Raw genomic sequence first — 23,107 nt, 5'->3', positions numbered from 1 at the left:
GATGGCGGTTCGGCCCACGATGGACTCCGCGACGAGGAGGGGCTCAGATCGAGGTCTCGCCGCGGCCGCTAAGAAGGAGCACGGTCCGCATGACGTCAGGTTACCACCGCTCGGACACGCCGAGACACGCCGTGACACTCTGTTGCTCACCCGACCGACCGAGAGGCCCCGCATGACCGTCGACACCGCCCGCTTCGCCACCCGCGCCGTCCACGCCGCGAGAGGCCGGGCCGCTGCCGCCTCCCGCGTGACGCCGATCTACCTGACGGCCGGTTTCGAGTTCGACGACTTCGATCACGCCGCCGACCACTTCGGCACCGGCACCGGATTCGGGTACACGCGCACCGGGAACCCCACGGTGCACGCGGTGGAGCGGCAGCTCGCGAGTCTGGAGTCCGGTGCCGACGCCGTGCTCGTGGCCAGCGGACAGGCCGCGGTGACGACCGCCCTGCTCTCGGTCGTGGGGGCGGGCGATCACATCGTGTCCTCGACCCACATCTACGAGGGCACCCGCGGGCTGTTCCTGGACAACCTCGCCAGACTCGGCATCGAGACGACGTTCGTGGACGACATCGCGGACCCGGATGCCTGGCGCGACGCCGTGCGCCCGACGACCAGGGCGCTGTTCGCGGAATCGCTCGCGAACGCGCGGAACGACATCCTCGACGTCGCGGCGGTGAGCGCGGTGGCCGACGAGATCGCCGTTCCGCTGATCGTCGACAACACCCTGGCCACCCCGGCTCTCCTCCGGCCGCTGGAGCACGGCGCGGCCATCGTGGTGCACTCGGCGTCGAAGTTCCTCGCGGGTCAGGGCGCGGTTCTCGGCGGCGTGGTGATCGATGACGGCCGATTCGATGCCGACCGCGCCGGTCACAACGCCCCGCACCTCGTGCTGCCGGGACGGGGCGGCGCCCCCAGCGTCTTCGCCCGGCACGGCGGCCGCGCGCGCATCGGGTACGCCAGAGAGTCGGTGGCTCCGCGGTTCGGTGCCTCGCCCTCGCCCCTCAACGCGTTCCTGATCGGCCAGGGCACCGAGACGCTCGGCCTGCGCGTGGAGCGGCAGTCGCAGAACGCCCTCGCCGTCGCACGCTGGCTCGCCGCGCATGACGCCGTGGAGAGCGTGGACTACGTCGGCCTGCCCACGCACCCGCACCACGAGACCGCGGTGCGTTACCTCGACGGCGGCTTCGGTTCGATCTTCACCTTCACGTTGCGCGGGGGTCTCCCCGCGGCCCGTCGCTTCGTGGAGGAGGTGTCCGTCTTCACGCACATGACCCACATCGGCGACGTGCGGTCGCTCGTGCTGCACCCGGGCACCACCAGCCATGCGCAGCGCACCGACGAGGAGCGCCGGATCCTCGGTGTGGGCCCCGGCACCCTCCGACTGTCGATCGGCATCGAGGACGTGGACGACCTGATCGGCGATCTGGCGCGGGTGCTCGAGAGCGTCCGGGAGACGGTGGCATGAGCCGCTTGCAGCACTTCGGGTGGTTCCTCGCCCGGGGCTTCGGCCCTCAGGGGTGGGGCTATCCGTCCCTGGACTGGGACTACGACTGGACGCGACCGGAGATCTACCAGGAGGCCGCGCGCACCCTCGAGCAGGCCGGATTCGACCTCGTGATCGTCGAGGACAGCCCCTCCCTCGGCTCGGCGGAGACGATCGATCTGCGCGTGCGTCACGCGTTCGGCGGCCCGAAGCACGATCCCCTGCTGCTCGCCCCGTACCTCTTCCAGGCGACCCGTCATCTCGGAGTGGTGCCGACCGTGAATCCGGCGGCCTCGCTGCCGTACACGTCGGCGCGCCAGTTCGCGACGCTGCAGCATCTGAGCGGGCACCGGCTCGGCCTCAACGTGGTCACCGACACCGGCAGCGCCCGTCACTTCTCCGCGGCCCCGCAGCTCGGCCACGACGAGGCGTACGACCGCGCCGAGGAATGGCTCGCCGGCATCCGCGCGCTCTGGCGGAGCTGGGACGAGGGCGCCCTGGTCGCCGATCCCGGCTCCGGCGTCTATGCGGACGGCACCCGCATGCGCCCGGTGCAGCACCGCGGGGCGCACTACGACTTCGACGGCCCCTTGAACGCCCTGCCCTTCACGGACGGGGGGCCGACCATCGTCTCCCCCGGCGGCTCGGGGCGCGGCCTGGCGTTCGCGGGTGCCAACTCGGACGTCCAGCTCGCGCTCGCACCGCTGCACGAGAAGGCGGTACGGGAGTATCGGCAGCGCGTGCACGACGCCGCGATCGCCCGGGGACGCCGTGCCGAGGACGTCAAGATCCTCTTCGCGATCCAGCCCGTGATCACGGCGTCCGCCGAGGAGGCCGACCGGATCGTGGCCGCCTCCGCACACCCGGACGACGCCGCACTCGCGCAGATCGCCCGGAAGCAGTCGAGTGATCTGGAGACCGATCTCACGGCTCTCGATCTGGACCGTCCCCTCGACACGTCGATCTTCGGAGCGCACGTCTCCCGCGGGAGCATCCAGCGACTGATCGGCGACCGCGGAGAGGATGCCCCGCTCCGCGCGCATCTCACCGCACTCGCCCGGACCGGCCGGCTGCACGACCGCAGCGGATTCGTGGGCACCGCAGAGGAGTTCGCCGATCTCGTCGAGGAGCTCGGCGAGTGGGGCAACGACGGCGTGCTGCTCTGGGGCGACTTCCACCCCGTGACCCTGCACCGCACGCTCGACGAGCTGGTGCCGATCCTCCGCCGCCGCGGGCTGCTCCGGCGCGAGTACGCGGACGGCGGCCTGCAGGCCAACCTGCAGGCGTTCTGACCCGCTCCGCGCGGACTCAGTCTCCGACGTGAGCGACGCGCTTCTCCGCGCGCTTCTCCCTGGACGACGCGATCAGGCTCGCGATCGTCGCGACCGTCATCGACACGAGGATCACACCGAGCGACACCATGTTGTCGATGTCGGGCACCCACTCCACGTGCTCGCCGCCGTTGATGAACGGGAGCTCGTTGACGTGCAGCGCGTGCAGGATCAGCTTGATCCCGATGAACCCGAGGATGACGGCGATGCCGTAGTGCAGGTAGCGGAGACGGTCCAGGAGGTCGCCGAGGAGGAAGTAGAGCTGGCGCAGCCCCATGAGGGCGAAGATGTTCGCGGCGAAGACGAGGAAGCCGTTGGTCGTGATCTCGAAGATCGCGGGGATCGAGTCGATCGCGAAGATGAGGTCCGTGACGCCGATCGTGATGAACACGATGATCATGGGCGTCCACATGCGCGTCCCGTCGACGGTCGTGCGGATCTTCGAGCCGTCGTAGGTCTCGCTGATGTCGATCCGACGGCGGAGCAGCCGGACGATGAAGTTCTCGCGCTTGACGTCGTCCTCGTGCTCGCCCTCCGGCATCGCCTGCCGGATGGCGGTGTAGACGAGGAAGGCGCCGAACAGGTAGAAGATCGGCGAGAAGTTCTCGATGATCGTCACGCCCACGAGGATGAAGAGCCCGCGCAGGACCAGCGCGATGATGATCCCGACCATCAGCACCTGCTGCTGCAGACGTCGCGGCACCGCGAACTGCGCCATGATCAGCACGAAGACGAACAGGTTGTCGACGGAGAGGCTGTACTCCAGCGCCCACCCGGTGATGAAGTCCCCGGCGTTCTGCCATCCGCCTACATTGCCCAGCAGCACCGCGAAGAGCAGCGCGAGGCCCACGTAGAACACGACCCACAGCGTCGACTCCTTGGTGGAGGGGATGTGCGGGCGCAGCCGGATGAGGAGCAGGTCGCCGATCAGGATGATCGTGAGGACGACCATCGACGTGATCTCGAACCAGACGGGGATGTCCACGGGCGCTGTGCACCTTTCGCGAGGGGTCGGGAATGAGTCGAAAGTCTCTCCCCCGCAGATGTGCGGCGCGCGCCCGGAGCAGCGGTGTCGATGCTCGTGATGACGTTACGCGCGGATTCGGGATACTCCCTCTCGCCCGGGCCATGCTACCGGAGGTGGGAGCCGCGCGGACGAGGAAGTCCCCACCCGCTGCGGATCTGAGGCCGTGCTGAGACGATGGGTCATCCGCCGACACTCTCGAGGGAGAGACACCGAACGGAACAAGGATGCCCGCGCAGACGAGTGACCAGCGATGGGCCGCCCAGGCGGCGGCCGGCGATCAGAGCGCCTTCCGCGCGCTGTACCGTGCCCACGTGCGCCCCGTGTACTGGATCGCCCACGGTATCCTGGGCGCCGCCGCCGACGCGGAGGACGTGGCGCAGGAGACCTTCGTGGTCGCCTGGCGCAAGCTTCCTGGCCTGGAGCTGCAGGGAGAGTCGATCCTCCCCTGGCTCGCGACGATCTGCCGCTTCCAGGCGGCGAACCGACTGCGCCAGCGGCGTCGCGACCAGGCGCACACGACGGACGCGGCCGACGACCAGCTCCCCGACGTCGTCAGCGTCGAGGACCAGGTGATCACGGCGACGCTCGCCGCCCGGATCGCCGCGGAGGTGGGCACCCTGAGCGCGCTCGACCGGGAGATATTCCGGCTCTGCGCCTCCGAGGGCTACGCCTACCAGGCCGCCGCCGACGAGCTCGGCGTGACGCACGCCGTCGTCCGGAACCGTCTCTCGCGCGTGCGCACCCAGCTGCGCGGCGCCGTCAAGGAAGTGAGGGACGCATGAACGACCAGACCCCGCAGGAGAGCCTCCCGCCGCTGTCGGACGCGACCGTCGCCCGGATCGAGGAGGCCGTCTTCAGCGAGATCCGCAGCGAGCGGCGCCCGCTGTCTCCGCGAACCGAACGCGCCCGGAACCGTCGACGCCGATGGCTCACCGCCGGAGGGATCGCGGCGGCCTTCGTCGTCGGGGTCCTGGTGACCCCGCCGATCCTCGGCGCCGTCGGAGGCGGCGGCTCGTCCGTATCCACAGCGGACGGCACCGCGGGCTGGTCGACCGACGAGGCGGGCTCGGCCGTGCCGGACCGCGCCGTCGAAGGGGCGACCCTTCCCGGCACCGTCGGATCGGACGCCGCGGCGTCTGCCGAGGACGCCCGTGACATCGTCGCCACCGCCCAGGCGTCGGTGCAGGTGCGGGACGTCGCCGACGCCGCATCCGCCATCGGCGATCTCGCCGTCGAGCACGGCGGCTACGTCGAGAGCACCGAGGTCGGCCGAGCGGTCTCGTCGGATGCCCCCGCCGAAGCGGCTCCCGCGGATTCCGGGTACGGCTGGATCACGGTCCGCATCCCCGCCGACGATTTGACCACGGTGATCGCCGCCCTCGGCGACACCGGTGAGGTGCTGTCGTCCTCCGTCACGAAGCAGGACGTCACCGCCACGGCGATCGACCTCCGCGCCCGCGTGGAGTCGACCCGTGCGTCGGTGCAGCGGCTCACGGAGCTCATGGGGCAGTCGGGCACTGTCGCCGATCTCATCGAGGCCGAAGTCGCGCTCACCGATCGCCAGGCGCAGCTCGAGTCGTACGAACAGCAGCTCGCCGCGCTGGAGGACCAGGTGGCCCTGTCGTCGCTCACTGTGGACCTGTCCCGCAGCGGCACCGCGGCGTCGGCAGACCCTGCCGGCTTCGGCGACGGTCTGCTGGCCGGGTGGAACGGGCTCGTGGTCTCGCTCAACGCCCTGGTGATCGCGTTCGGCTTCCTCCTCCCCTGGCTCGCGGTGGTCGCTGTCGTCGTGCTGGTCGTCTGGCTCGTCCGCCGCAGCCGCCGGCACCGGGAAGCGGCGTCCGCTTCGCCCCGCACGGAGGAATAGCCCGCAGTTCCGGGGTATACAAGACGTCTTGTGCGTCTCCGCACCGCTGCTTAGCCTTCGGAGCGTGGAAGACATCTCCGTGATCACCGCCGTGCATCACCCGCTGCGGCGCCGCATCTACGACTATCTGCTGCTGTACGGCACCTCGCAGGTGACCGCCCTCGCCCGTGCGCTCGACAGCCAGGTCGGCAGCATCAGCCATCACCTCAGGATGCTCGAGCGGGCCGGGATCGTCGAGCGTGCCGCCGATCCGACCGGCGACCGGCGCACGAGCTGGTGGACCGTCGCCCGGCGCGGCCTCACCTGGTCGGTGGAGGACTTCGTCGACTCCCCCGCCGATGCCCTTCTCGCCCGGGAAGCACAGCGGCAGGGCATCCGCATGCAGATCGACCGCCTCCAGCGCTGGCACCGACGCCGAGGGGAGCCCGCCGTCGCGGCCTACGACGCCTCCAACACGGAGACCACCGCGTGGGCGACCCCGGAGGAACTGCGCGACCTCTCCGCGCGCGTGCTGGACGTGGTGCGGGACTGGCAGGCCTCGATCGACGAAGGCGACGGCCAGGCGCGCACGCCCGTCTTCTTCTTCGCTCACGCGTTCCCCACGGAGCCGTGATGACCACGCTCACCCCGCCCCTCGAGCTCACCAGTCCTCCTCCGTTCCGGCGTGACCGGATGGTGCACGCGTGGATCGGCGTGAAGGCTCTGTCCGACGCCGGCGACGCCGTGTGGACGATCGCGTTGGCGTGGACGGCCGTGCAGATCGCCTCCCCCGCCGTCGCCGGACTCATCGTCGCCGCCGGCACGGTTCCGCGCGCGATGGTGCTGCTCTTCGGCGGGGTCATCGCGGATCGCGCCGACGCCCGCCGGGTGATGATCGTCTGCAATGCGGTGCGTGTGGGGGTGCTCGTCGCCGCCGCCGTGTGGACGGTCTCGCATGCGCCCACCGTGCCCGTCCTGCTCGCCGCCGCCGTGGCGTTCGGGGTGTGCGACGCGTTCTACGAGCCCGCCGCCGGCACCATCGGGCGACAGCTGGTACGCACCGACGATCTCCCCTCCTACGCGGCCGTCATCCAGACGGCGTCGCGCCTCGGCACGATGGGGGGCGCCGCGCTGGGCGGCATGCTCGTCGCCCAAGCCGGTCTCGCGGGGAGCGCATCCGCGAACGCGATGACCTTCGCCCTGGTCGTCGGGTTCCTGGCGATCGTCCCCCGCCCGCGGTTCCGGCTCGCCCGGGCCCCGCGCACCTCGTCCCTGCGCGCGATCGGCGCGGCGTTCGCCCACCTCGGAGCGAACCACACGACGCGCACTCTCGTCATCGCCCTCTCCGGACTCAATCTCGCCGTGGGCCCCGCCATCGGCATCGGCCTGGCTCTGCGGGCGCACGACGAGGGCTGGGGGGCTCCCGCGGTCGGCCTCTTCGAGGGCCTCCTCGGCCTCGGCGCCGCCGTGGGGGCTGCCACGGTCGCGAGATGGCGGCCGCGCCACGAGGCGCGGAGCGGGTTCGGCGCGCTCCTCGTCCAGGGAGCGGGAATCGTCGCGCTCGGGTTCGGCCCCGTCTGGACGGTGGCCGTCGCCGCCACCGTCGTCGGCGCCACCGCGGGCTACGCCTCCGTGCTGCTGAGCGCGACCTTCGCCGCGACGGTGGACACCGCCTTCCTCGGTCGGATGGGGTCCCTCACCCGGCTCGGCGACGACTGCCTGATGCCGCTCGCGATGGCGGGCTTCGGCGCGCTCGCGACCGTCACCGCCGTCTGGGTGCCGTTCGTCGTGGCCGGTGGTGCGATGATGGCGCTCATGCTCGTACCGCTCCGGGCTCGTGCGTTCCGGACCCTGTCGCTGCGCGCGGACGACTGACGCGCACGCTCGGGAACGGCGAAAGCCCCCCGGAGAACCGGAGGGCTTTCGTCGTGTTGTGTGACCCCAGCGGGATTCGAACCCGCGTTACCGCCGTGAGAGGGCGGCGTACTAGGCCGCTATACGATGGGGCCGTCTTGCGGAGCTTTTCCGTTCCGCGACAACCGTTCAAGTATGCCACGGCGATTCTCACTGCGCCAAATCGAGGCCAGTCCACCCGAGATCCCGGGCGTGGCGCGCCGATTTCCGTTTGCCGCAGACCCCGGGAAGGAGTTGACTCGTCTCATGCGCGTCACCAAGTTCGAACATGCCACCCTCCGCCTGGACCAGAACGACGACACCCTCCTGATCGATCCGGGATCCTTCACAGCCCCGCTGCACGACCTCAGCGGACTGGTCGCCATCGTGCTCACGCACGAGCACCCCGACCACTGGACGCCGGAGCACCTCGACCGGATCCTCCGCGCGGCCCCCGGGACCCCGATCTTCGGGCCGGAGGGCGTGGCGAAGGCGGCGGAGGGCTACGAGGTCACGGTCGTCTCCCCCGGCGACACCGTGGAGGTCGGCGCCTTCACTCTGCGCTTCTTCGGTGGCACGCACGCGGTGATCCACTCCTCGATCCCGACGATCGACAACGTGGGCGTGCTCGTCAACGACACGTTCTACTACCCCGGCGACTCGTATGCGGTGCCGGAAGGCGTCGAGGTCGGCACCCTCGCCGCGCCGCTCGGAGCCCCGTGGCTCAAGATCGGGGACGCCATCGACTACGTCCTGGCCGTGAAGCCCCGACGGGCGTTCGGCACGCACGACATGACCCTGTCCGTGATCGGCAAGAACATGCACCGGCAGCGGCTGCAGTGGGCGACCGAGCAGGGCGGCGGCGAGTTCCTCGTGCTCGAGCCCGGCGACACCATCGATCTGTGAGCGGACCACGCCGCCTCCTGCCCGCCCCGACCCCGCGACTCGCCTTCCGGGAGATGATCGCGGACGATCTCGACGACATGGCGGCGCTCCTGGGTGATCCGGAGGTCATGGCGTACTACCCCGCGCCCAAGTCGCGAGCGGAAGCCGCCGAGTGGATCGCGCGGATGCAGCAGCGCTACCGCGAGGACGGCCACGGTCTCTGGATCATCGAGACGCACGACGGCGAGTTCCTCGGCGACTGCGGCCTCACCTGGCAGTCGGTGAACGGCGCTCCCGTGCTCGAAGTCGGCTACCACGTCCGCGCCGATCGCCAGCGCCGAGGCTATGCCACCGAGGCCGCACGCGCCTGTGTCGACCTCGTCGCGCGGACCTTCGCTCCCACGCTCCTCACCGCCATCATCCACCCCGCGAACGAGGCGTCCCGCGGTGTGGCGGAGAAGCTCGGCATGACCCACATCGATGACGATCGCGCCCATCCGTGGATCGTGCGCACGGTGATGGGCATGACCGTGCAACGCGTGCCCGACAGCCCGTCCTGACAGCCGGCCAGGATACCGGGGAACTCTTGCTCCTGCCGTGAGCGGCTGCTGTACTGGGCCGTCGTAACGTGTTACCTGTCACGAAAGGAACAGTCCTCATGATGATGACCGGAGTTCACCAGAGCAGGAAAAGGATCGGGCTCGCCCTCGCCGGCGTCGCCCTCGTCGCGTCCGGCATCGTCGGCACCCCCGCGACGACGGCGTGGGCGGACGGCGACTCCGGCGACCGCGACGAACGCGCCAGCTCACGGATCATCGGAGGCACGGCAGTGCCGAACGATGCCTATCCGTTCATGGCGTCCCTCCAGTTCGCCGGCGAGGCCTTCTGCGGCGGCTCGCTGGTGGCGCCGCGCGTCGTGATGACCGCCGCGCACTGCGTCACCGGGGCCGATCCCCTCAGCGGGCTCCCGGTGCCGGAGGTGGACGGAGTGACCGTCACGGTCGGCCGCACCGTGCTGTCCGACGGCAGTCAGGGTCAGGATCGCGGTCTCGCCGGCGCGGAAGCCGGTGGCCCGGTCATCGTCCACCCTCGCTACCTCCAAGGGGACGAGGCCTACGATCTCGCCTTCGTGACGCTCGACCGCCCGGTCTCGGGGATCGTGCCCGTGAAACTGCCCACCAAGGGGACGGATGCCCTCCTTCGTCCCGGACAGTCGGCGACGGTCATCGGCTGGGGCAACACCGACACCGCCCTCGGGAACTTCCCGGACCGTCTCCGTCAGGTCCAGGTGCCCATGCTCGCGACGGAGGAGTGTGAACTCGCCTACGACTCCTTTCGACCGGGGGTGAACATGTGCGCCGGTGTCGTCGGCAAGGACTCCTGTCAGGGGGACAGCGGCGGGCCGCTGTTCCGCCGACCTCCGGCTCGCGACACCGCCTACCAGATCGGCATCGTGTCCTACGGGGACGGCTGCGGTGAGCAGGGCGCCCCAGGGGTGTATGTGTCGCTGAGTTCTGCAGATCTCTGGGACACGCTGGCAGAGTCCCCTGAGGGCAAGGCCATCGCGAAGAGCCTGAGGCGCTGACCGCTGCCGGAATCGCTGTCGGTCAGCCCTGAGCGCCACGCACCCGCAGGTCACGCGCGAGGTGGTCGCGCTGCTCGATGAGGAGTCGTCGCAGCGCCGCCGGGGCCTCGGGGCTGGCCGACAGCCAGGAATCGACGAGATCCAGCGACGAACGGGCGGGGAACAGCCCGATCACCAGCCGACGAGCGATCTCGATGCTCCGGTCCGTCCACGCGGTCCCGATCCGCGCGAAGTACTCCTCGTCGTAGGACTCGATGAGGTCACGGCGGCCACCGGCGCGGAAGCCGCCGATCTCGGCATCGAGGTGGTCGTTCGTCAGCGACTGGTCTTCCCACGCGGCGGTCCAGGCGGCCGCGCGTACCGCCGCGTCGGGGACGGAGGCGCGGGCGCGGCGGGCGGCGGTGCGTCCGTCGCCGGTGTCGTCCCTCTCCTCCTCGGCCGCGATGTCCGAGGCGTCGGCGTGACCGGTCGTGACGAGGGCCGTGAGGAGCTGCCAGCGCAGATCGGGATCCACGACGAGGCCCTCCGGCACGTCGCCGTCGAGCAGGGCCCGGACCTCCGCGTGGTGGACGTCATCGAACGCCGAGGCGGCTGCCAGCGCACGCGCCCAGGAGAGCTGGGCGTCGCTGCCGGCGTCCGCCTGCTGCAGTGCCGCCCACGTCGTCTCGGTCCAGGCGCGCTGCTCCGCGGCGCGTCGGTCGTCGGGGACGAAGTGCCGCAGCGCGAACCCGGCGTCGAGGAGGGCCGCAGCCAGCAGACCGCCGTTCGACTCCCGCGGTGCGTGCGCGCGCACCATCGCGACGAAACGGGCGGCATCGAGCTCGCCGTCTCGGGTGGCGTTCCACAACGACGACCACACGAGCGCCCGGGCGAGCGGGTCCTCGATGTCCGAGAGGGATTCCTCGACGGTGCGGAGCGACCGCTCGTCCAGGCGCGCCTTCGCGTAGGTGAGGTCGTCGTCGTTGAGCAGCACGAGATCGGCCTCGGGGAGCTCGATCTCGACCCGCTCCCCGATCAGATCCAGCTCCCGCTGCTCCCGACGCACGATCCGGCCGTCCACGCGGTCGTACAGTCCGATCCGCAGGCGGTGCGGACGGACGTCGTCCTGGACGAGGTGCTGTGCGCCGTCGGCGTCGGTCTCCACCCAGATGGTCGAGACGCCCGTCGTCTGCAGCCAGGCGCCCGCCCAATCGGTCATGTCCCTGCCGGACACCGCGCTGAGCTCGACGAGGAAGTCGTCGAGGGTGGTGTTGCCGAACGCGTTGGCCGCGAAGTACCGCCGGGCGCCTTCGAAGAACGCCTCGTCGCCCACGAACGCGACGAGCTGCTTCAGCACCGAGGCGCCCTTGGCGTAGGTGATGCCGTCGAAGTTCAGCTTCGCGGCCTCCAGGTCGGGGATGTCGGCGACGATGGGGTGCGTCGTCGGCAGCTGGTCCTGCTGATAGGCCCAGGCCTTGCGCCGCATGGCGAACGTCACCCACGCGTCGTGGAACCGGGTGGCCACCGCCGAGGCGTGCGATCCCATGTAGTCGGCGAAGGACTCCTTGAGCCAGAGGTCGTCCCACCACGTCATCGTGACGAGGTCGCCAAACCACATGTGCGCCATCTCGTGCAGGATCGTGTTGGCCCTGCCGGCCCGCTGCGCATCGGTGGCAGCACCACGCGAGAGGTAGCCTTCCGTGAAGGTGACCAGGCCGGGGTTCTCCATCGCGCCGAGGTTGTACTCGGGGACGAAGATCTGGTCGTACTTGCCCCACGGGTAGGCATAGGCGAAGGCGTCGGTGAAGAAGTCGAGCCCCTGCCGGGTGACCTCGAGGATCTCGTCGGCCTCGAGGTGCTCGACGAGCGAGCGGCGGACGAGCACGCCGAGGGCCACTCGCTGCTCGTCTCTGGTCCACTCCCCGTCGACACGGGCGTACGGGCCGGCCGCGACCGCCGTGATGTAGCTGGAGATCGGCAGCGTGGGGGCGAACTGCACGCGCTGGACGCCGACGCCGAGGTCGACGTGGGCCGGCGACTGGTTCGAGAGCACCTCCCACCCGGACGGCGCGTCGATGACGAAGGTGTACTCCGCCTTCATGTCCGGCTGCTCGAAGCAGGCCATCACGCGGCGGGAGTCCGCGGGCTCGTACTGCGTGTAGAGGTAGGTGCGGTCGTCAGCCGGGTCGTGGAACCGGTGCAGGCCCTCCCCCGACCGGCTGTAGGCGCCGACCGCTTCGATGCGCACGACGTTCGACGCCGCGAGGTCGTCGATCGTGAGGCGCGCCCCGTCGTAGACGACGTCCCGCTCCTCCCCGTTCACCTCGACGCGCCGGACCTCCTCGCCGATGAAGTCCAGCCACGTGCTCTGGACCGTCGCATCGAACTCCAGGACCGTCGTCGTCGGGAAGCCCGTGCGCGCCCGCTCCGGGGCTCCGGTCAGGTCCAGCTCGACGCGGATGCGGTGCAGGGTGATCGCGGCGGATCGCGCCGCGGTCTCCTCACGGGTCAGGTTCGCGGTGTGCATCCCTCCATCCTGGCATCTTCCCGGGGCCAGCTGGGGAGCTCCCGCGGCCTCATCCACGCCGCCCGGCACCGCGTCGGTTGACCTTGCGCGACGTCTCGGGCCCGCCCAGCAGCCGCCGGATCGCCGTCTCCGGGGTCACGTCAAGGTCGAGCGTCCTCCGCCGGCCGTACTGCCGGAACACCCGAGGGTCGATGTAGCTGTTGCGGGCGACGGCAGTCGTGTTGCCCAGGGCGGTCGCCGCCGCCTGCACCGCGAGGCGCTCGGCCTGGTTCCGCTGTCCGCGGCGGTCGAGGACGCCGATGCGGGCCAGGGCGTCTGCGGCGATGATCGTGCCGTGGAGGGTGCGGAAGTCCTTGGCGGAGAAGCTGGCCCCCAGCACGTCCTTGAGGTACGTGTTGACCTCGGCGGGCGTGATCTTCACCCGCCGCCGGCCTTTCCGGTAGGCCAGGAGGAAGGCGGTGGAGGCGCCGCTCGCGAAGTCGGTGAGGGCTTCGGCGAGGGATTCGTCGGTGATCTCGATCGCGGCGGTCTGTCCGCTCTTCGCCGGGAAGGACAGGGCGACATCGCCGCCGTCGATGCGGACGTCGCGGCGGCGGAGCGTGGTCAGGCCGCGGCTGCCGTGGCGCGCCAGGTAGCGTTCCGAACCGATCCGCAGCGCGGCGTCGTCGAGCAGGCGGAAGGCGATCGCGAGGGCTCGTTCCTTCGTCTGGCCGTCCTCCTTGAGAGCCTTGGTGACCTGCGCGCGGGCGCTGGGCAGAGCCGCGGCGAGGTCCAGTGCGCGGACGAACTTGCGACGGTCGCGGGAGACACGCCAGAGCGGGTGGTAGAGGTACTGCTTGCGACCGGCGGTGTCGATCCCCACGGCCTGGATGTGCGCGAGCGGGTCGGCCGCGATCCACACGTCCTGCCACGCCGGCGGGATCACCAGGTCGCTGATGCGTTCGCGATCCGCCTCGGGCGCAGGCTCCCCCATCGGATCGACGTACCGGAACCCCGAGCTCGTCCGCTTCCGGGTGAAGCCCGGGTCCTGACCGGGTACCACTCGCACCAGTCGCGCCATGCGTCTCTCCTCCCGCCGTGCAGCTCCTCCGAGTGTGGAGTGACCCCGGTCTCGGCGGGAAGGGAGTGGCGTCTCACCCCGCCGGCGTGCTATCCGCGTCGGGGTCCTTCGCGAAGACCGCCCGCATGTGGTCGCTGGTGAGGAAGTCAGCGATGCCGATCATGATCAGGCTGAAGACGATCTGCTCGGTGACCATCCAGACCGGGTAGAGGCCGGGGATCGCCGCCATGACGAGCGTGATGACCGGGAAGATCTGCGCGAACAGCCGCAGTCGGAGGTAGGCCCAACGCCATCCGCGGCGCGCACGCCACGCGAAGTAGAACAGCGTCGCCGTCATCGCCAGCACCACGAGCGTGCGCATCCACACGGCGAAGGGCACGCTGTCCCCGTCCGCGGCGAGCACGAGCGCGACCAGGACAGCGCCCACCCCGAGCACCAGCTCGGCGACGAGCAGCCAGAGGATCCAGGTGAAGGCACGGACCGTCCTGGGGTGAGTGCGGCCGGCGTCGCTGATCAGGACGCCGGCCTGCCGCCCACCCGCGATCCGGTCGAGACGGAGGAAGAGCGGTTCGAGGGCCATGCTCGGAGCCTAGACCGGCGGCGTCCGCTCGACCTCGTCCGTTCGATGGACCTCGACGCCGCCGTTGGCCACTTCCGGGAGCACCCGCTCCAGCACCATCGCCAGCACACCGACGGCGAGACTGCCCGCGACCATGACCGCGATGAACCACCCGCTGACGCCGACGCCGAGGAGCACCCCCGCGACGAGCGGGCCGAGGATCGCTCCGCCCTGGAAAGCGGCGGAGTTGAGGGCGTTGTAGCGGCCGCGGGTGCGGTCGGTCGCGAGATCGTTGTAGATGGCGGGGATCGTCGGCTGCATCATGGTCTCCCCGAACGCGAAGACGCCCATGAACGCGATCACCGCGATCGCGGCCGTGACCGAGTCCGGGAGCAGACCCGCGGCACCGAGCATGACCCAGGAGACGGCCCAGATGAGCGCCATGACCTGCATGACCCTGGTGCGGCGGCGACCGTTGATGAGGCGGAGGACGGCGAACTGCAGCAGCACGATAACAGCCGTGTTCACCGCGAACGAGATGCCGACCACGGCGGTCGACACCTGGGCGATCTGACGGGCGTAGGCGGGGAAGCCCGCCTCGATCTGTCCGTACCCGATGAAGACGGAGAAGAAGGTCAGCAGCGTCATCCACAGCACCGCCGGTCGACGGAGGATCTCCCGGTAGCCGCCCTCGGTGGTCACCGCCGGGTCGGGCTCCGCCTGCGTGCGCACGTGCCGGAGCGGACCCAGGAGCAGTGCCAGCGGAATGAGGCTCGTGGCCGCGTCGATGAGGAAGATCGTGGTGAAGGTCGCCGGCTTCGTCACGTCGACGAAGAAGCCGCCGATGATGCCGCCCACGCCGATGCCGAGGTTGACGAGGGCGAAGTTCACGCCGAAGTACTGCTGACGGACCTCGCCGTCGACCACCGAGGCGATGAGCGCGTTGAAGCCGGGCCAGGAGACCCCGAAGTTGACCCCGATGAGCACGACCGCGACGGTCGCGACGGCGGGATGCGTGGCGTAGGCGAGGAGCGTGCACCCCGCGATCATCGAGAGCAGTCCCACGATCAGCACACGGCGGGCGCCGAAGCGGTCGATGAGCGTACCGCCGGGGCCCGTGACGACGAGCCCCGTGATCGCGATGAGGCTCATGAGCGCCCCGGAGAACCCGAGGTCGAAGCCGCGGACCTCGTGGAGGTAGATGATGGTGAACGGCAGCGTCATGCCGCGCCCGAGGGTCTGGATCGCCACGGTCGACAGCAGCCAGCGCCCCTCGGTGGGCAACGCGTTCCAGAAAGACCTCATACCGATCACCTCGTCATTGTTCCAGGAGCCGCGGACATCGGATGACCGCCGGGCTCCCGGGAGCAAAGCCGATATTCTGCGAACATGCCCGTGTCGTTCGAAGACTTCCGCTCCGCCCTGCTCCACGCACCGACCCGTGAGGCCTGGGGCCTCGTGCTCACCGATGCCGAGGCGCAGCAGGTCGCCGCGGACGAGCAGGCGAGCCGGGCCTGGTACGACTACTGGCTCGCCACCACGGCGCCGGCGACGCCCGCCCCCGCGGCGGCAGGGCTCGGCGGACACGAACTCCCCATCGCCGCAGCGCCCGGGTTCGCTGCGGCGCCGCCGCCGGCACCGGCCGCGGCCGCGCAGGGACCCGTCTCCGCCGGTGGGCCGGAGATCGCGTTCCCCGCTTCGGAGAGCACCGGGAGGAAGAGCCGGGTCGGCCTCTGGGTGACGCTGGGCATCGTGGGTGCGCTGCTGCTGATCGCCGCGATCGTCACGGTGTTCGCGTTCACGACCGCATGCCACTGGACCAAGGTCGACGTGCCGGAGAAGCCCGAGACCTTCCACAGCGAGGAGTACGAGACCGGCAAGTACCTCGTCGCCGACGACGGCGTGAGCCCGTGCGCGGTGGACCAGGACTGGACGGACTGCATCGGCCTCATGGAGGCCGAGTACGCGGGCGCATGCGCCGGGGTCGACCTCGTCCCCGCCGCCGCGGACCTGTGCGCCCAGCACCGCGCCGAGATCGACCGGATGATCGCGGAGGACGCGGACGGGATGTACGTGGCCTCCCTCGGCGATTTCGGACACCTCACCCGGACGCCCGAGACGGCGACGCGCCAGGTCTCGAACGACGATGCCGAGCCGGCCGTCACCCACGAGGCCGTGTGCTACCTCGGGTTCCTCGGGGAGTGCGAGTAGCCGGTTCACCATCCGCGGGTCTCGCCGGGGAGGCGGACCGAGCGTATCGTCGGGCACAGACCTGATCGGGTCGGGGACGAGGTGTCGACATGTGTCGGTGGCTGGCGTATGTGGGAGAACCGCTGCACCCGTCGGAGGTGATCCTCGACGCGCGACATTCGCTCGTGGCGCAGTCCCTGGACTCGCCACTCGGCGCGGAGACCGTGAACGGGGACGGGTTCGGCCTCGGCTGGTATCCGGTGTCGAACCGTGAGGACTCGGGGCAGCCGCCGGGGCCCGCGCTGTTCCGGAGCATGGAGCCCGCCTGGAACGATCTGAACCTGCGCGAGATCTCCCGCACGATCCGCAGCCCGCTGTTCTTCAGCCATGTGAGAGCCGCCGCCGGGCCGCCGGTCCAGCAGACCAACTGCCACCCGTTCCGGCACGCGAACTGGCTCTTCATGCACAACGGCGGCTTGGCAGACTTCCTGACCGTGAAACGCGACCTCACGCTCGCCGTCGATCCCTCCCTCTACCCGGAGATCCAGGGCACCACCGACTCCGAGGTGCTGTTCCACCTCGCCCTGACACTCGGCCTGCAGGACGATCCGATCGCGGGGATGCGGGCGGCCATCCGGGAGGCCGAGCGAGTGGGCCACGAGCATGGCATCCGCTTCCCGGTGCAGGGCACCTTCGCGGTCTCCGACGGCGCCACCGTGTGGGCGATCCGCTATTCGACCGCCGGACGCTCCCGCTCCCTCTTCCACTCCACCGACATCGAGACTCTTCGTCGGATGTACCCCGATGCGGAACGTCTTCGCGTCTTCGGTCGCCGGGCCCACGTGATCGTCTCCGAGCCGCTGAACGATCTGCCCGGTGCGTTCGAAGAGGTCCCCGAATCCACGGTCTCGATCCTCGACGAGGCGGGCTACCGGTACGAGCCCTTCCTCGAAGCTGGGTGAGCACTGACGTTCCTGCCGGGGAACGAGAAAACCCCCGCCGGAGCGGGGGTTTCGAAGTGCTGGGGTACCTGGACTCGAACCAAGAACAACTGAACCAGAATCAGCCGTGTTGCCAATTACACCATACCCCAAGGGCGAAACCGGAGCCTCGCACCGAGAGTCAAGCTTACCCGAGCGGCGACCGATCACCAAAACCACCGGTGCCGTGTCGCCGCTCGGGCGCGTCGCGAGTCAGTTCGCGAGGAATGCCGAGAGCGCGCGCAGGCGGCGCAGCGACTCGTCCTTGCCCAGCAGCTCCATCGACTCGAACAGGGGCGGCGAGACGCGGCGGCCGGTGATGGCCACACGCGGCGGCCCGTAGGCGACGCGCGGCTTGAGCTCGAGGTTCTCCACGAGCGCCGTCGACAGCGCCTCCTGGATCTTCTCCGGGGTGAAGTCCGTGACCGGCTCGAGGGCGGTGCCACAGGCGTCCAGCACCTCGGCCGCGTTGGCCGGGAGCCCCTTGAGCGCATCCGCGTCGTACGACACCTCGTCGCGGAACAGGAAGCCGAGCATGCCCGGGACCTCGCCCAGCAGCTGCACGCGCTCCTGCACCAGGGGCGCCGCACGGAAGGCGAGGACGAGCTGCTCGTGGGTCGGCTCGTCGAACAGACCGGCCGCGGCGAGGTACGGCACCGTGCGCTCGGCGAAGTCCTTCACGTGGAGCTTGCGGATGTGGTCGCCGTTGATGGACTCGGCCTTCTTCTGGTCGAATCGGGCGGGGTTCGGGTTCACGTTCTCGATGTCGAACGCGGCGATGAACTCGTCGAGCGAGAACACGTCGCGGTCCGGGCCGATCGACCAGCCCAGGAGCGCGAGGTAGTTCAGGAGGCCCTCGTGGATGAAGCCGCGCTCCCGGTGCAGGAACAGATCGGCCTGGGGGTCACGCTTGGAGAGCTTCTTGTTGCCGGTCTCCCCCAGCACGAGCGGCATGTGGGCGAACCGCGGCACGAACGTCGTCACACCCGCGTCGATGAGAGCGGCGTAGAGCGAGAGCTGGCGCGCGGTGGACGGCATGAGGTCTTCGCCGCGGAGGACATGGGTGATGCCCATCAGCGCGTCGTCGACGGGGTTCACGAAGGTGTACAGCGGCACCCCGTTCGGGCGCACGACGACGAAGTCCGGGAAGGAGCCGGCGGGGAAGGTGACCTCGCCGCGGATCAGGTCCACGTACGTGAGGTCCTCGTCCGGCACGCGCAGGCGGAGGGCGGGCTGACGACCCTCGGCACGGAAGGCCGCCTTCTGCTCGTCCGTCAGGTCACGGTCGAAGTTGTCGTAGCCGAGCTGCTTCGCCCGGCCGTTGGCCTCGTTGCGGGCGTCGATCTCCTCGGCCGTCGAGTAGCTCTCGTAGAGCGCGCCCGTCGCGAGGAGCTTGTCGATCACCTCGCGGTAGATGTCGTGCCGCTCGGACTGCCGGTACGGGGCGTGCGGGCCGCCGACCTCGACACCCTCGTCCCAGTCGATCTTCAGCCACGTGAGCGCGTCGACGAGCTGGCGGAAGCTCTCCTCGCTGTCGCGCGCGGCGTCGGTGTCCTCGATGCGGAACACCATCTTCCCGCCGTTGTGACGGGCATAGGCCCAGTTGTACAGAGCCGTGCGGACCATGCCGACGTGCGGCAGCCCCGTCGGAGAGGGGCAGAAGCGGACGCGGACGTCGGCGCCGCTGGCGGTCGTGGTGAGGGGATGCGGAGTAGCCATAGCCCTTCGATTCTACGGGTGCGGGCGGGTCAGCCCCGGCGCGAGACCGCCACCGCCGCGCGGTGCTCCAGGGGCAGCACTGTTCCCACCCGATGCGCCGCGACCGTCTCCTCGAACCCCGCGCGGAACCGGCGGCGCTCGGCCGTGGAGAGCAGGGCGTACTGGGCGCCGGCGCCGGCCACACCCCCTTCGACGGAGGTCCACAGCGCGCTGGGGTCGGCCTCCCACGTCCAGGTGTGCTCGGTGACCACGACCTCCGGGAGCCCGGCGTCGGTGAGCACGTCCGCGAAGCCGTCCGGGGTGCGTGCGAAGTCCTCTTCGGCGGGGAGCCTCTCCCCCGCGTACGGCGGCAACCCCGCGCGTTCGACGACCTCCGCCCAGAACCACGACGGGGAACGGGTCCAGATCGTCGCGGCGACCGGACCACGCGCGACCCGACCCAGCTCGCGGGCGGCGGTCCGCGGGGAGGAGACGTGGTTCAGTACGAAGTTCGCCACGGCGGCATCGAAGGACCCGTCGCCGAAGGGCAGCGTCGGCAGTCCGCCCTCGACGATGCGCAGCGTCGGGTGCTCCCGGTGGGCGACGGCACGCATCGTCGGCTCGGGCTCGCAGGCTGTGACGTCCCATCCCCGGCGTGCGAAGCGGGACGCGAGACGGCCTTCCCCCGCGCCGACGTCCAGCAGGCCACGACCCTCCGCCGGGCCGAGTGCGGCGGTGAGAGGCTCGAAGGCCCCGGCGCACAGGGCGGCGTACGAAGCGGCATAGGCCGCTCCGACGCCGTCCCAGGCCTTCACCGCGCGCTGCTCCGGGCGAGCGGTGACAGCGCGACGATCGCGAGGACGAGCACCGAGGCCGCGATGCCGAGTCCGGCGTACTGGAAGTTCGACAGCACGATGCCGGCGAGGACGGACCCGGCGGCGGCGGACAGGCTCATCAGTGAGTCGCTGCGTCCCTGACGACGAGTGCGCACCTCGGGCGCGGAGGCTTCGGTGAGCAGCGCGGCACCGGCGACCGTCGCGGCACTCCAGCCGAGGCCGAGGAGGATGAGGGCGACCATGACGCCCCACGCCTCGGTGCCCGCGAAGACGGCGAAGGCCAGGGCGCCGCCGAGCAGAGCCTGCCCGAGCAGCACCACGCGCAGCCGCCCCCAGCGGTCGGCCAGCACGCCGAACACCGGCGAGAGCGCGTACATGCCGCCGACGTGCAGCGCGATGGTGATGCCGACGAGCGCTGAGACGTCCGCCGGTGTCGCCGCCGCACCGTGAGCGCCGTGGGCCATGTGCGAGAGATGCACCGGGGTCATCGCCATGACCGACGCCATCACCACGTGCGACCCCGCGATGGCGAAGATCGCGTAGCGGGCCACGCGCGGGCGGTCCGCCACGACGGCGCTCGTCGTCGCGGCGGCGGCCTGAGCGAGTCGCTGCGCGGCCAGCAGCGGATCGGGGCGGAGGGCGACGAGGTAGAGCGCGAGCGCCGCGCACTGCGCGACGAACGAGAAGACGTAGGAACCCGTCTGCGGAGGCATCCCGATCGCCTGTCCGACGATCTCCCCCGGGCCGAGCAGCAGCGGTCCCGCCACGCCGCCGATCGTGGTGGACCAGACGACGATCGAGAGGTCACGCCCGCGGTGCTGCGGCGCCGCGAGGTCCGTGGCCGCGAACCGGGATTGCAGGTTGCCCGCGTTCCCCGCACCGATCAGCAGGATGCCGACGAGCAGGAGCGGGAAGACGCGCACCGACGCCGCGAGGATCACCACGGCGATGCCGACGAGGGCGAAGAGATTGCCGAGAGTGAGGGCGCGGCGGCGTCCGAGCCGTGCGGCCATCCGGGCGAGCGGGATCGCGCAGAGCGCGGCGCCCAGGGTCACCGATGCCGTCGCGAGCCCGGAGAGTGCGTCGCTGCCGGAGATGTCCGCGGCGAGCAGCGCACCGAGCGACACGGTGGCGCCGAAGGCGATGCCGCCCAGCACCTGCCCCAGCGACAGCACGAGCACGGTGCGGCGCTGGACCGCCTGCTGCTGCGTCGCCGTGAGGGCGACGTCGGTCATGACGCGGGAGCGGCGTCGCGCACGGGGTTGCGCAGGATGCCGAGTCCGGAGATCTCCACCTCGACGGTGTCGCCCGCCGCGAACGTGCCGACGCCCGCGGGTGTCCCCGTCATGATGACGTCGCCCGGAAGGAGCGTGAACACCGCGGAGGCGTACTCGATGATCGCGGCGACCGAGTGGATCATGTCGGTGAGCGGCGCGTGCTGGCGGAGCTCGCCGTTGACCCGCGTCTCGATCGTGGCCTCCGCGGGGTCGAAGTCCGTCTCGATCACGGGTCCGAGCGGGCAGAACGTGTCGAAGCCTTTCGCCCGCGACCACTGCCCGTCCTTGCGCTGCAGGTCGCGTGCGGTGACGTCGTTGCCGATCGTGTAGCCGAGCACGTGGTCGAGGGCGTTCTCCGCCTTCACGTTCTTCGCGATCCGCCCGATCACGACCACGAGCTCGCCCTCGTACTCCGTCCGCTCGGACAGCGCGGTGGGACGCACGATCGCGTCATCCGGGCCGATCACGGCGGTGTTCGGCTTGAGGAACAGCAGCGGCTCCTCGGGGGCCACTCCCCCCATCTCGGCGGCGTGATCGTGGTAGTTCTTGCCGACGCACACGACCTTGGAGCGCGGGATGACGGGCGCGAGCAGCGTGACCTCGGTCAGCGGGACGCGCGCACCGGTGGTCTCGTACCCGGAGAACATCGGGTCCCCGGCGAGGACCACGAGCTCGCGGTCGTCGATGATCCCGTACATGATGGCGTCGTCGTGGCTGAACCGGGCGATCTTCATGCCTCCAGCCTAGATCCCCCCTTTGTCGTCGAGACCCCGCTTTCTCGTCGAGACCCCGGTTCGCTTGCGCGGGAGAGGCGGGGTCTCGACGGAAGCCCGGGGCCTCGGTGGAACTCAACCGGGAGGACGGATGCCGAACGCGGCGAGCCGTCGTCCGAGGTCCTCGGGGGTGCGGATGTGCCGGGAGCCCCAGCGCACCACCCGCGAGCCGGTCACCCCGCGGATCTCGTCCTCGCGGTGCTTCTCCGCCATCACCGCATCGGCCGCCGTGGGCATCGTCCGCAGCTCCGCATCCCGGTACTTGTCCTCCCCGTCGAACTCTCCGAAGGCCCGGGACCGCGGGAACCCGAAGTCGGCGAAGTACCGCGCGCCGTCGGAGCCCACGAGGGGGACCTGCAGATCGATGTCTCGGAACCCGAGTCGATGCAACTGGAGGCGACTCACGCTCTCGCCCGGGAGCTGCGCCCGTCCATCCGCGAAGGCTCCGATCCATCGCGCGCGCCGCACACCCCGGAGTCCCGCCACGCACAGGCTTTCGACTTCGGCCCGCCAGGCGGCGACGGCATCCTGGTCCACCTCGTGCCCGTCGACCGAGACCAGCCGCAGTGCCGCATCCCCCGCGGCGACGACGGCCTCCGGTCGCAGCAGTCGGGCGAGATCGAACACGGTGCGGGCCAGCGACGTGCACCGGAGCCCGTGCCGCCGGACGACATCGCCCTCGTCGAGCATCATCTGGTGTCGGACGACCCCGGCCTCGGTCCTGGTGTGCCGACGGCTGCGGATCGCGGTGTGCACGTCGTCCCGGATCGGCCCCACGAGCGGCAGCCCCCAAAGGGCCGCCGCGGAGACATGCGAGAACACGGGACCCCCGCCCGGACTGGCCCTGCGGACGGCGCACACCCGCACGAGCTGCTGCCCCTCTGGCCACAGCTCGTCCCAGACATCCGCGTCGACGTACGCCCCGCGGTGCACCCGTCGCAGCCTGCCGTGCGCGACCGCCGCCGTCAGCTCCCGTTCCGTGACGCCCGCATCGAGGACCTCCTCCCGCGACCGCACGAGATCCCAGGCATCGGAGAACGAGAGGCGCCGCGACATCCCCCCACTCTCCCCCGCTGATCTCTCCCTCCCCCCGTTCTCCACACCCCCCACCCCTCATCCCCTACTCCCCCCGCACTGTGCAGGAACGCCCCCGGCGCGCGAGACCCCGGTTACAC

General features: G+C 70.6%; 21 protein-coding genes and 2 tRNA genes. 11 read left to right on the top strand and 12 right to left on the bottom strand.

The features are described 5' to 3' along the window. Nucleotides 1-172 precede the first annotated feature (172 nt). Nucleotides 173-1,468: an O-acetylhomoserine aminocarboxypropyltransferase/cysteine synthase family protein gene (locus RI211_RS07770; RefSeq protein WP_315636946.1), complete on the top strand. Its 1,296-nt coding sequence runs from the start codon at nt 173-175 to the stop codon at nt 1,466-1,468. Further along, nucleotides 1,465-2,778, top strand: a complete 1,314-nt coding sequence (locus RI211_RS07765) for an LLM class flavin-dependent oxidoreductase (RefSeq protein WP_315636947.1) — start codon at nt 1,465-1,467, stop codon at nt 2,776-2,778. The genes RI211_RS07770 and RI211_RS07765 overlap by 4 nt, the downstream gene beginning before the upstream one ends. A 16-nt stretch (nt 2,779-2,794) precedes the next feature. On the opposite strand, the gene RI211_RS07760 is transcribed toward RI211_RS07765, so the two are convergent. After that, entirely contained in the window at nt 2,795-3,802 is a 1,008-nt protein-coding gene (locus tag RI211_RS07760) for a TerC/Alx family metal homeostasis membrane protein (RefSeq protein ID WP_187663952.1), read from the bottom strand. Nucleotides 3,803-4,068: 266 nt separating this feature from the next. On the opposite strand from RI211_RS07760, the gene RI211_RS07755 reads away from it, so the two are divergent. The 4 genes from RI211_RS07755 (at nt 4,069) to RI211_RS07740 (ending at nt 7,565) form a co-directional block, all read left to right on the top strand. Next, nucleotides 4,069-4,626, top strand: a complete 558-nt coding sequence (locus tag RI211_RS07755) for an RNA polymerase sigma factor (RefSeq protein WP_315636948.1) — start codon at nt 4,069-4,071, stop codon at nt 4,624-4,626. Then, a complete protein-coding gene (locus RI211_RS07750) occupies nt 4,623-5,711 on the top strand; it encodes a DUF4349 domain-containing protein (RefSeq protein ID WP_315636949.1) in 1,089 nt (362 codons plus the stop codon). Before RI211_RS07755 ends, RI211_RS07750 begins: the two co-directional genes overlap by 4 nt. A 64-nt stretch (nt 5,712-5,775) precedes the next feature. Beyond that, on the top strand, nt 5,776-6,324 hold the full coding sequence (locus tag RI211_RS07745; protein WP_268776389.1) for a helix-turn-helix domain-containing protein: 549 nt from the start codon (nt 5,776-5,778) through the stop codon (nt 6,322-6,324). Further along, a complete protein-coding gene (locus tag RI211_RS07740) occupies nt 6,324-7,565 on the top strand; it encodes an MFS transporter (RefSeq protein ID WP_315636950.1) in 1,242 nt (413 codons plus the stop codon). The genes RI211_RS07745 and RI211_RS07740 overlap by 1 nt, the downstream gene beginning before the upstream one ends. A gap of 61 nt (nt 7,566-7,626) precedes the next feature. On the opposite strand, the gene RI211_RS07735 is transcribed toward RI211_RS07740, so the two are convergent. Next, nucleotides 7,627-7,699: transfer RNA gene (locus RI211_RS07735), tRNA-Glu, on the bottom strand. A gap of 151 nt (nt 7,700-7,850) precedes the next feature. On the opposite strand from RI211_RS07735, the gene RI211_RS07730 reads away from it, so the two are divergent. The 3 genes from RI211_RS07730 to RI211_RS07720 all read left to right on the top strand — a co-directional run bounded on the left by RI211_RS07730 (nt 7,851) and on the right by RI211_RS07720 (nt 10,053). Beyond that, complete coding sequence (locus RI211_RS07730) at nt 7,851-8,489, top strand: MBL fold metallo-hydrolase (protein WP_187663947.1); 639 nt, start codon at nt 7,851-7,853, stop codon at nt 8,487-8,489. Then, complete coding sequence (locus RI211_RS07725; RefSeq protein WP_315636951.1) at nt 8,486-9,028, top strand: GNAT family N-acetyltransferase; 543 nt, start codon at nt 8,486-8,488, stop codon at nt 9,026-9,028. The genes RI211_RS07730 and RI211_RS07725 overlap by 4 nt, the downstream gene beginning before the upstream one ends. Before the next feature lie 98 nt (nt 9,029-9,126). Then, complete coding sequence (locus tag RI211_RS07720; RefSeq protein WP_315636952.1) at nt 9,127-10,053, top strand: S1 family peptidase; 927 nt, start codon at nt 9,127-9,129, stop codon at nt 10,051-10,053. A gap of 22 nt (nt 10,054-10,075) precedes the next feature. Here the strand turns inward: RI211_RS07720 and pepN are convergent, their stop codons facing one another. From pepN to RI211_RS07700, 4 genes are all read right to left on the bottom strand, one after another. Beyond that, nucleotides 10,076-12,559 (bottom strand): aminopeptidase N, encoded by a 2,484-nt coding sequence (pepN, locus tag RI211_RS07715; protein WP_315636953.1) that lies wholly within the window; start codon nt 12,557-12,559, stop codon nt 10,076-10,078. Between the two features lie 49 nt (nt 12,560-12,608). After that, complete coding sequence (locus tag RI211_RS07710; RefSeq protein WP_315636954.1) at nt 12,609-13,619, bottom strand: DNA topoisomerase IB; 1,011 nt, start codon at nt 13,617-13,619, stop codon at nt 12,609-12,611. A 73-nt stretch (nt 13,620-13,692) separates the two neighbouring features. Further along, entirely contained in the window at nt 13,693-14,199 is a 507-nt protein-coding gene (locus RI211_RS07705) for a hypothetical protein (protein ID WP_315636955.1), read from the bottom strand. Nucleotides 14,200-14,208: 9 nt separating this feature from the next. After that, nucleotides 14,209-15,483: an MFS transporter gene (locus RI211_RS07700; protein ID WP_315636956.1), complete on the bottom strand. Its 1,275-nt coding sequence runs from the start codon at nt 15,481-15,483 to the stop codon at nt 14,209-14,211. Nucleotides 15,484-15,567: 84 nt separating this feature from the next. Between RI211_RS07700 and RI211_RS07695 the strand changes: the two genes are divergently transcribed. Both RI211_RS07695 and RI211_RS07690 read left to right on the top strand, forming a co-directional pair. Further along, nucleotides 15,568-16,389 carry a hypothetical protein gene (locus RI211_RS07695; RefSeq protein ID WP_315636957.1) on the top strand — a complete coding sequence of 274 codons (822 nt, stop codon included), beginning with the start codon at nt 15,568-15,570 and terminating at the stop codon, nt 16,387-16,389. A gap of 89 nt (nt 16,390-16,478) precedes the next feature. Then, nucleotides 16,479-17,330, top strand: a complete 852-nt coding sequence (locus RI211_RS07690) for a class II glutamine amidotransferase (RefSeq protein WP_315636958.1) — start codon at nt 16,479-16,481, stop codon at nt 17,328-17,330. Between the two features lie 59 nt (nt 17,331-17,389). Here RI211_RS07690 and RI211_RS07685 read toward each other — a convergent pair. From RI211_RS07685 to RI211_RS07660, 6 genes are all read right to left on the bottom strand, one after another. Next, nucleotides 17,390-17,461, bottom strand: a tRNA-Gln gene (locus RI211_RS07685). Nucleotides 17,462-17,561: 100 nt separating this feature from the next. Then, nucleotides 17,562-19,067 carry a glutamate--tRNA ligase gene (gene gltX / locus RI211_RS07680; RefSeq protein WP_315636959.1) on the bottom strand — a complete coding sequence of 502 codons (1,506 nt, stop codon included), beginning with the start codon at nt 19,065-19,067 and terminating at the stop codon, nt 17,562-17,564. Nucleotides 19,068-19,096: 29 nt separating this feature from the next. Beyond that, on the bottom strand, nt 19,097-19,861 hold the full coding sequence (locus RI211_RS07675) for a class I SAM-dependent methyltransferase (RefSeq protein WP_315636960.1): 765 nt from the start codon (nt 19,859-19,861) through the stop codon (nt 19,097-19,099). Continuing rightward, the gene (locus tag RI211_RS07670; RefSeq protein ID WP_187663939.1) at nt 19,858-21,117 is read right to left on the bottom strand and encodes an MFS transporter; all 1,260 of its coding nucleotides are present in this window, start codon (nt 21,115-21,117) and stop codon (nt 19,858-19,860) included. The genes RI211_RS07675 and RI211_RS07670 overlap by 4 nt, the downstream gene beginning before the upstream one ends. Beyond that, nucleotides 21,114-21,893, bottom strand: a complete 780-nt coding sequence (locus RI211_RS07665) for a fumarylacetoacetate hydrolase family protein (RefSeq protein ID WP_315636961.1) — start codon at nt 21,891-21,893, stop codon at nt 21,114-21,116. Before RI211_RS07665 ends, RI211_RS07670 begins: the two co-directional genes overlap by 4 nt. 114 nt (nt 21,894-22,007) lie before the next feature. Next, the gene (locus tag RI211_RS07660) at nt 22,008-22,988 is read right to left on the bottom strand and encodes a type IV toxin-antitoxin system AbiEi family antitoxin domain-containing protein (RefSeq protein ID WP_315636962.1); all 981 of its coding nucleotides are present in this window, start codon (nt 22,986-22,988) and stop codon (nt 22,008-22,010) included. Nucleotides 22,989-23,107: the final 119 nt, after the last annotated feature.

It is taken from the genome of Microbacterium meiriae, assembly GCF_032364335.1.
Taxonomy (GTDB): domain Bacteria; phylum Actinomycetota; class Actinomycetes; order Actinomycetales; family Microbacteriaceae; genus Microbacterium; species Microbacterium meiriae.
Note: the sequence above shows the minus strand (reverse complement) of the source record. Positions and strands in the feature narration are given on the sequence as shown.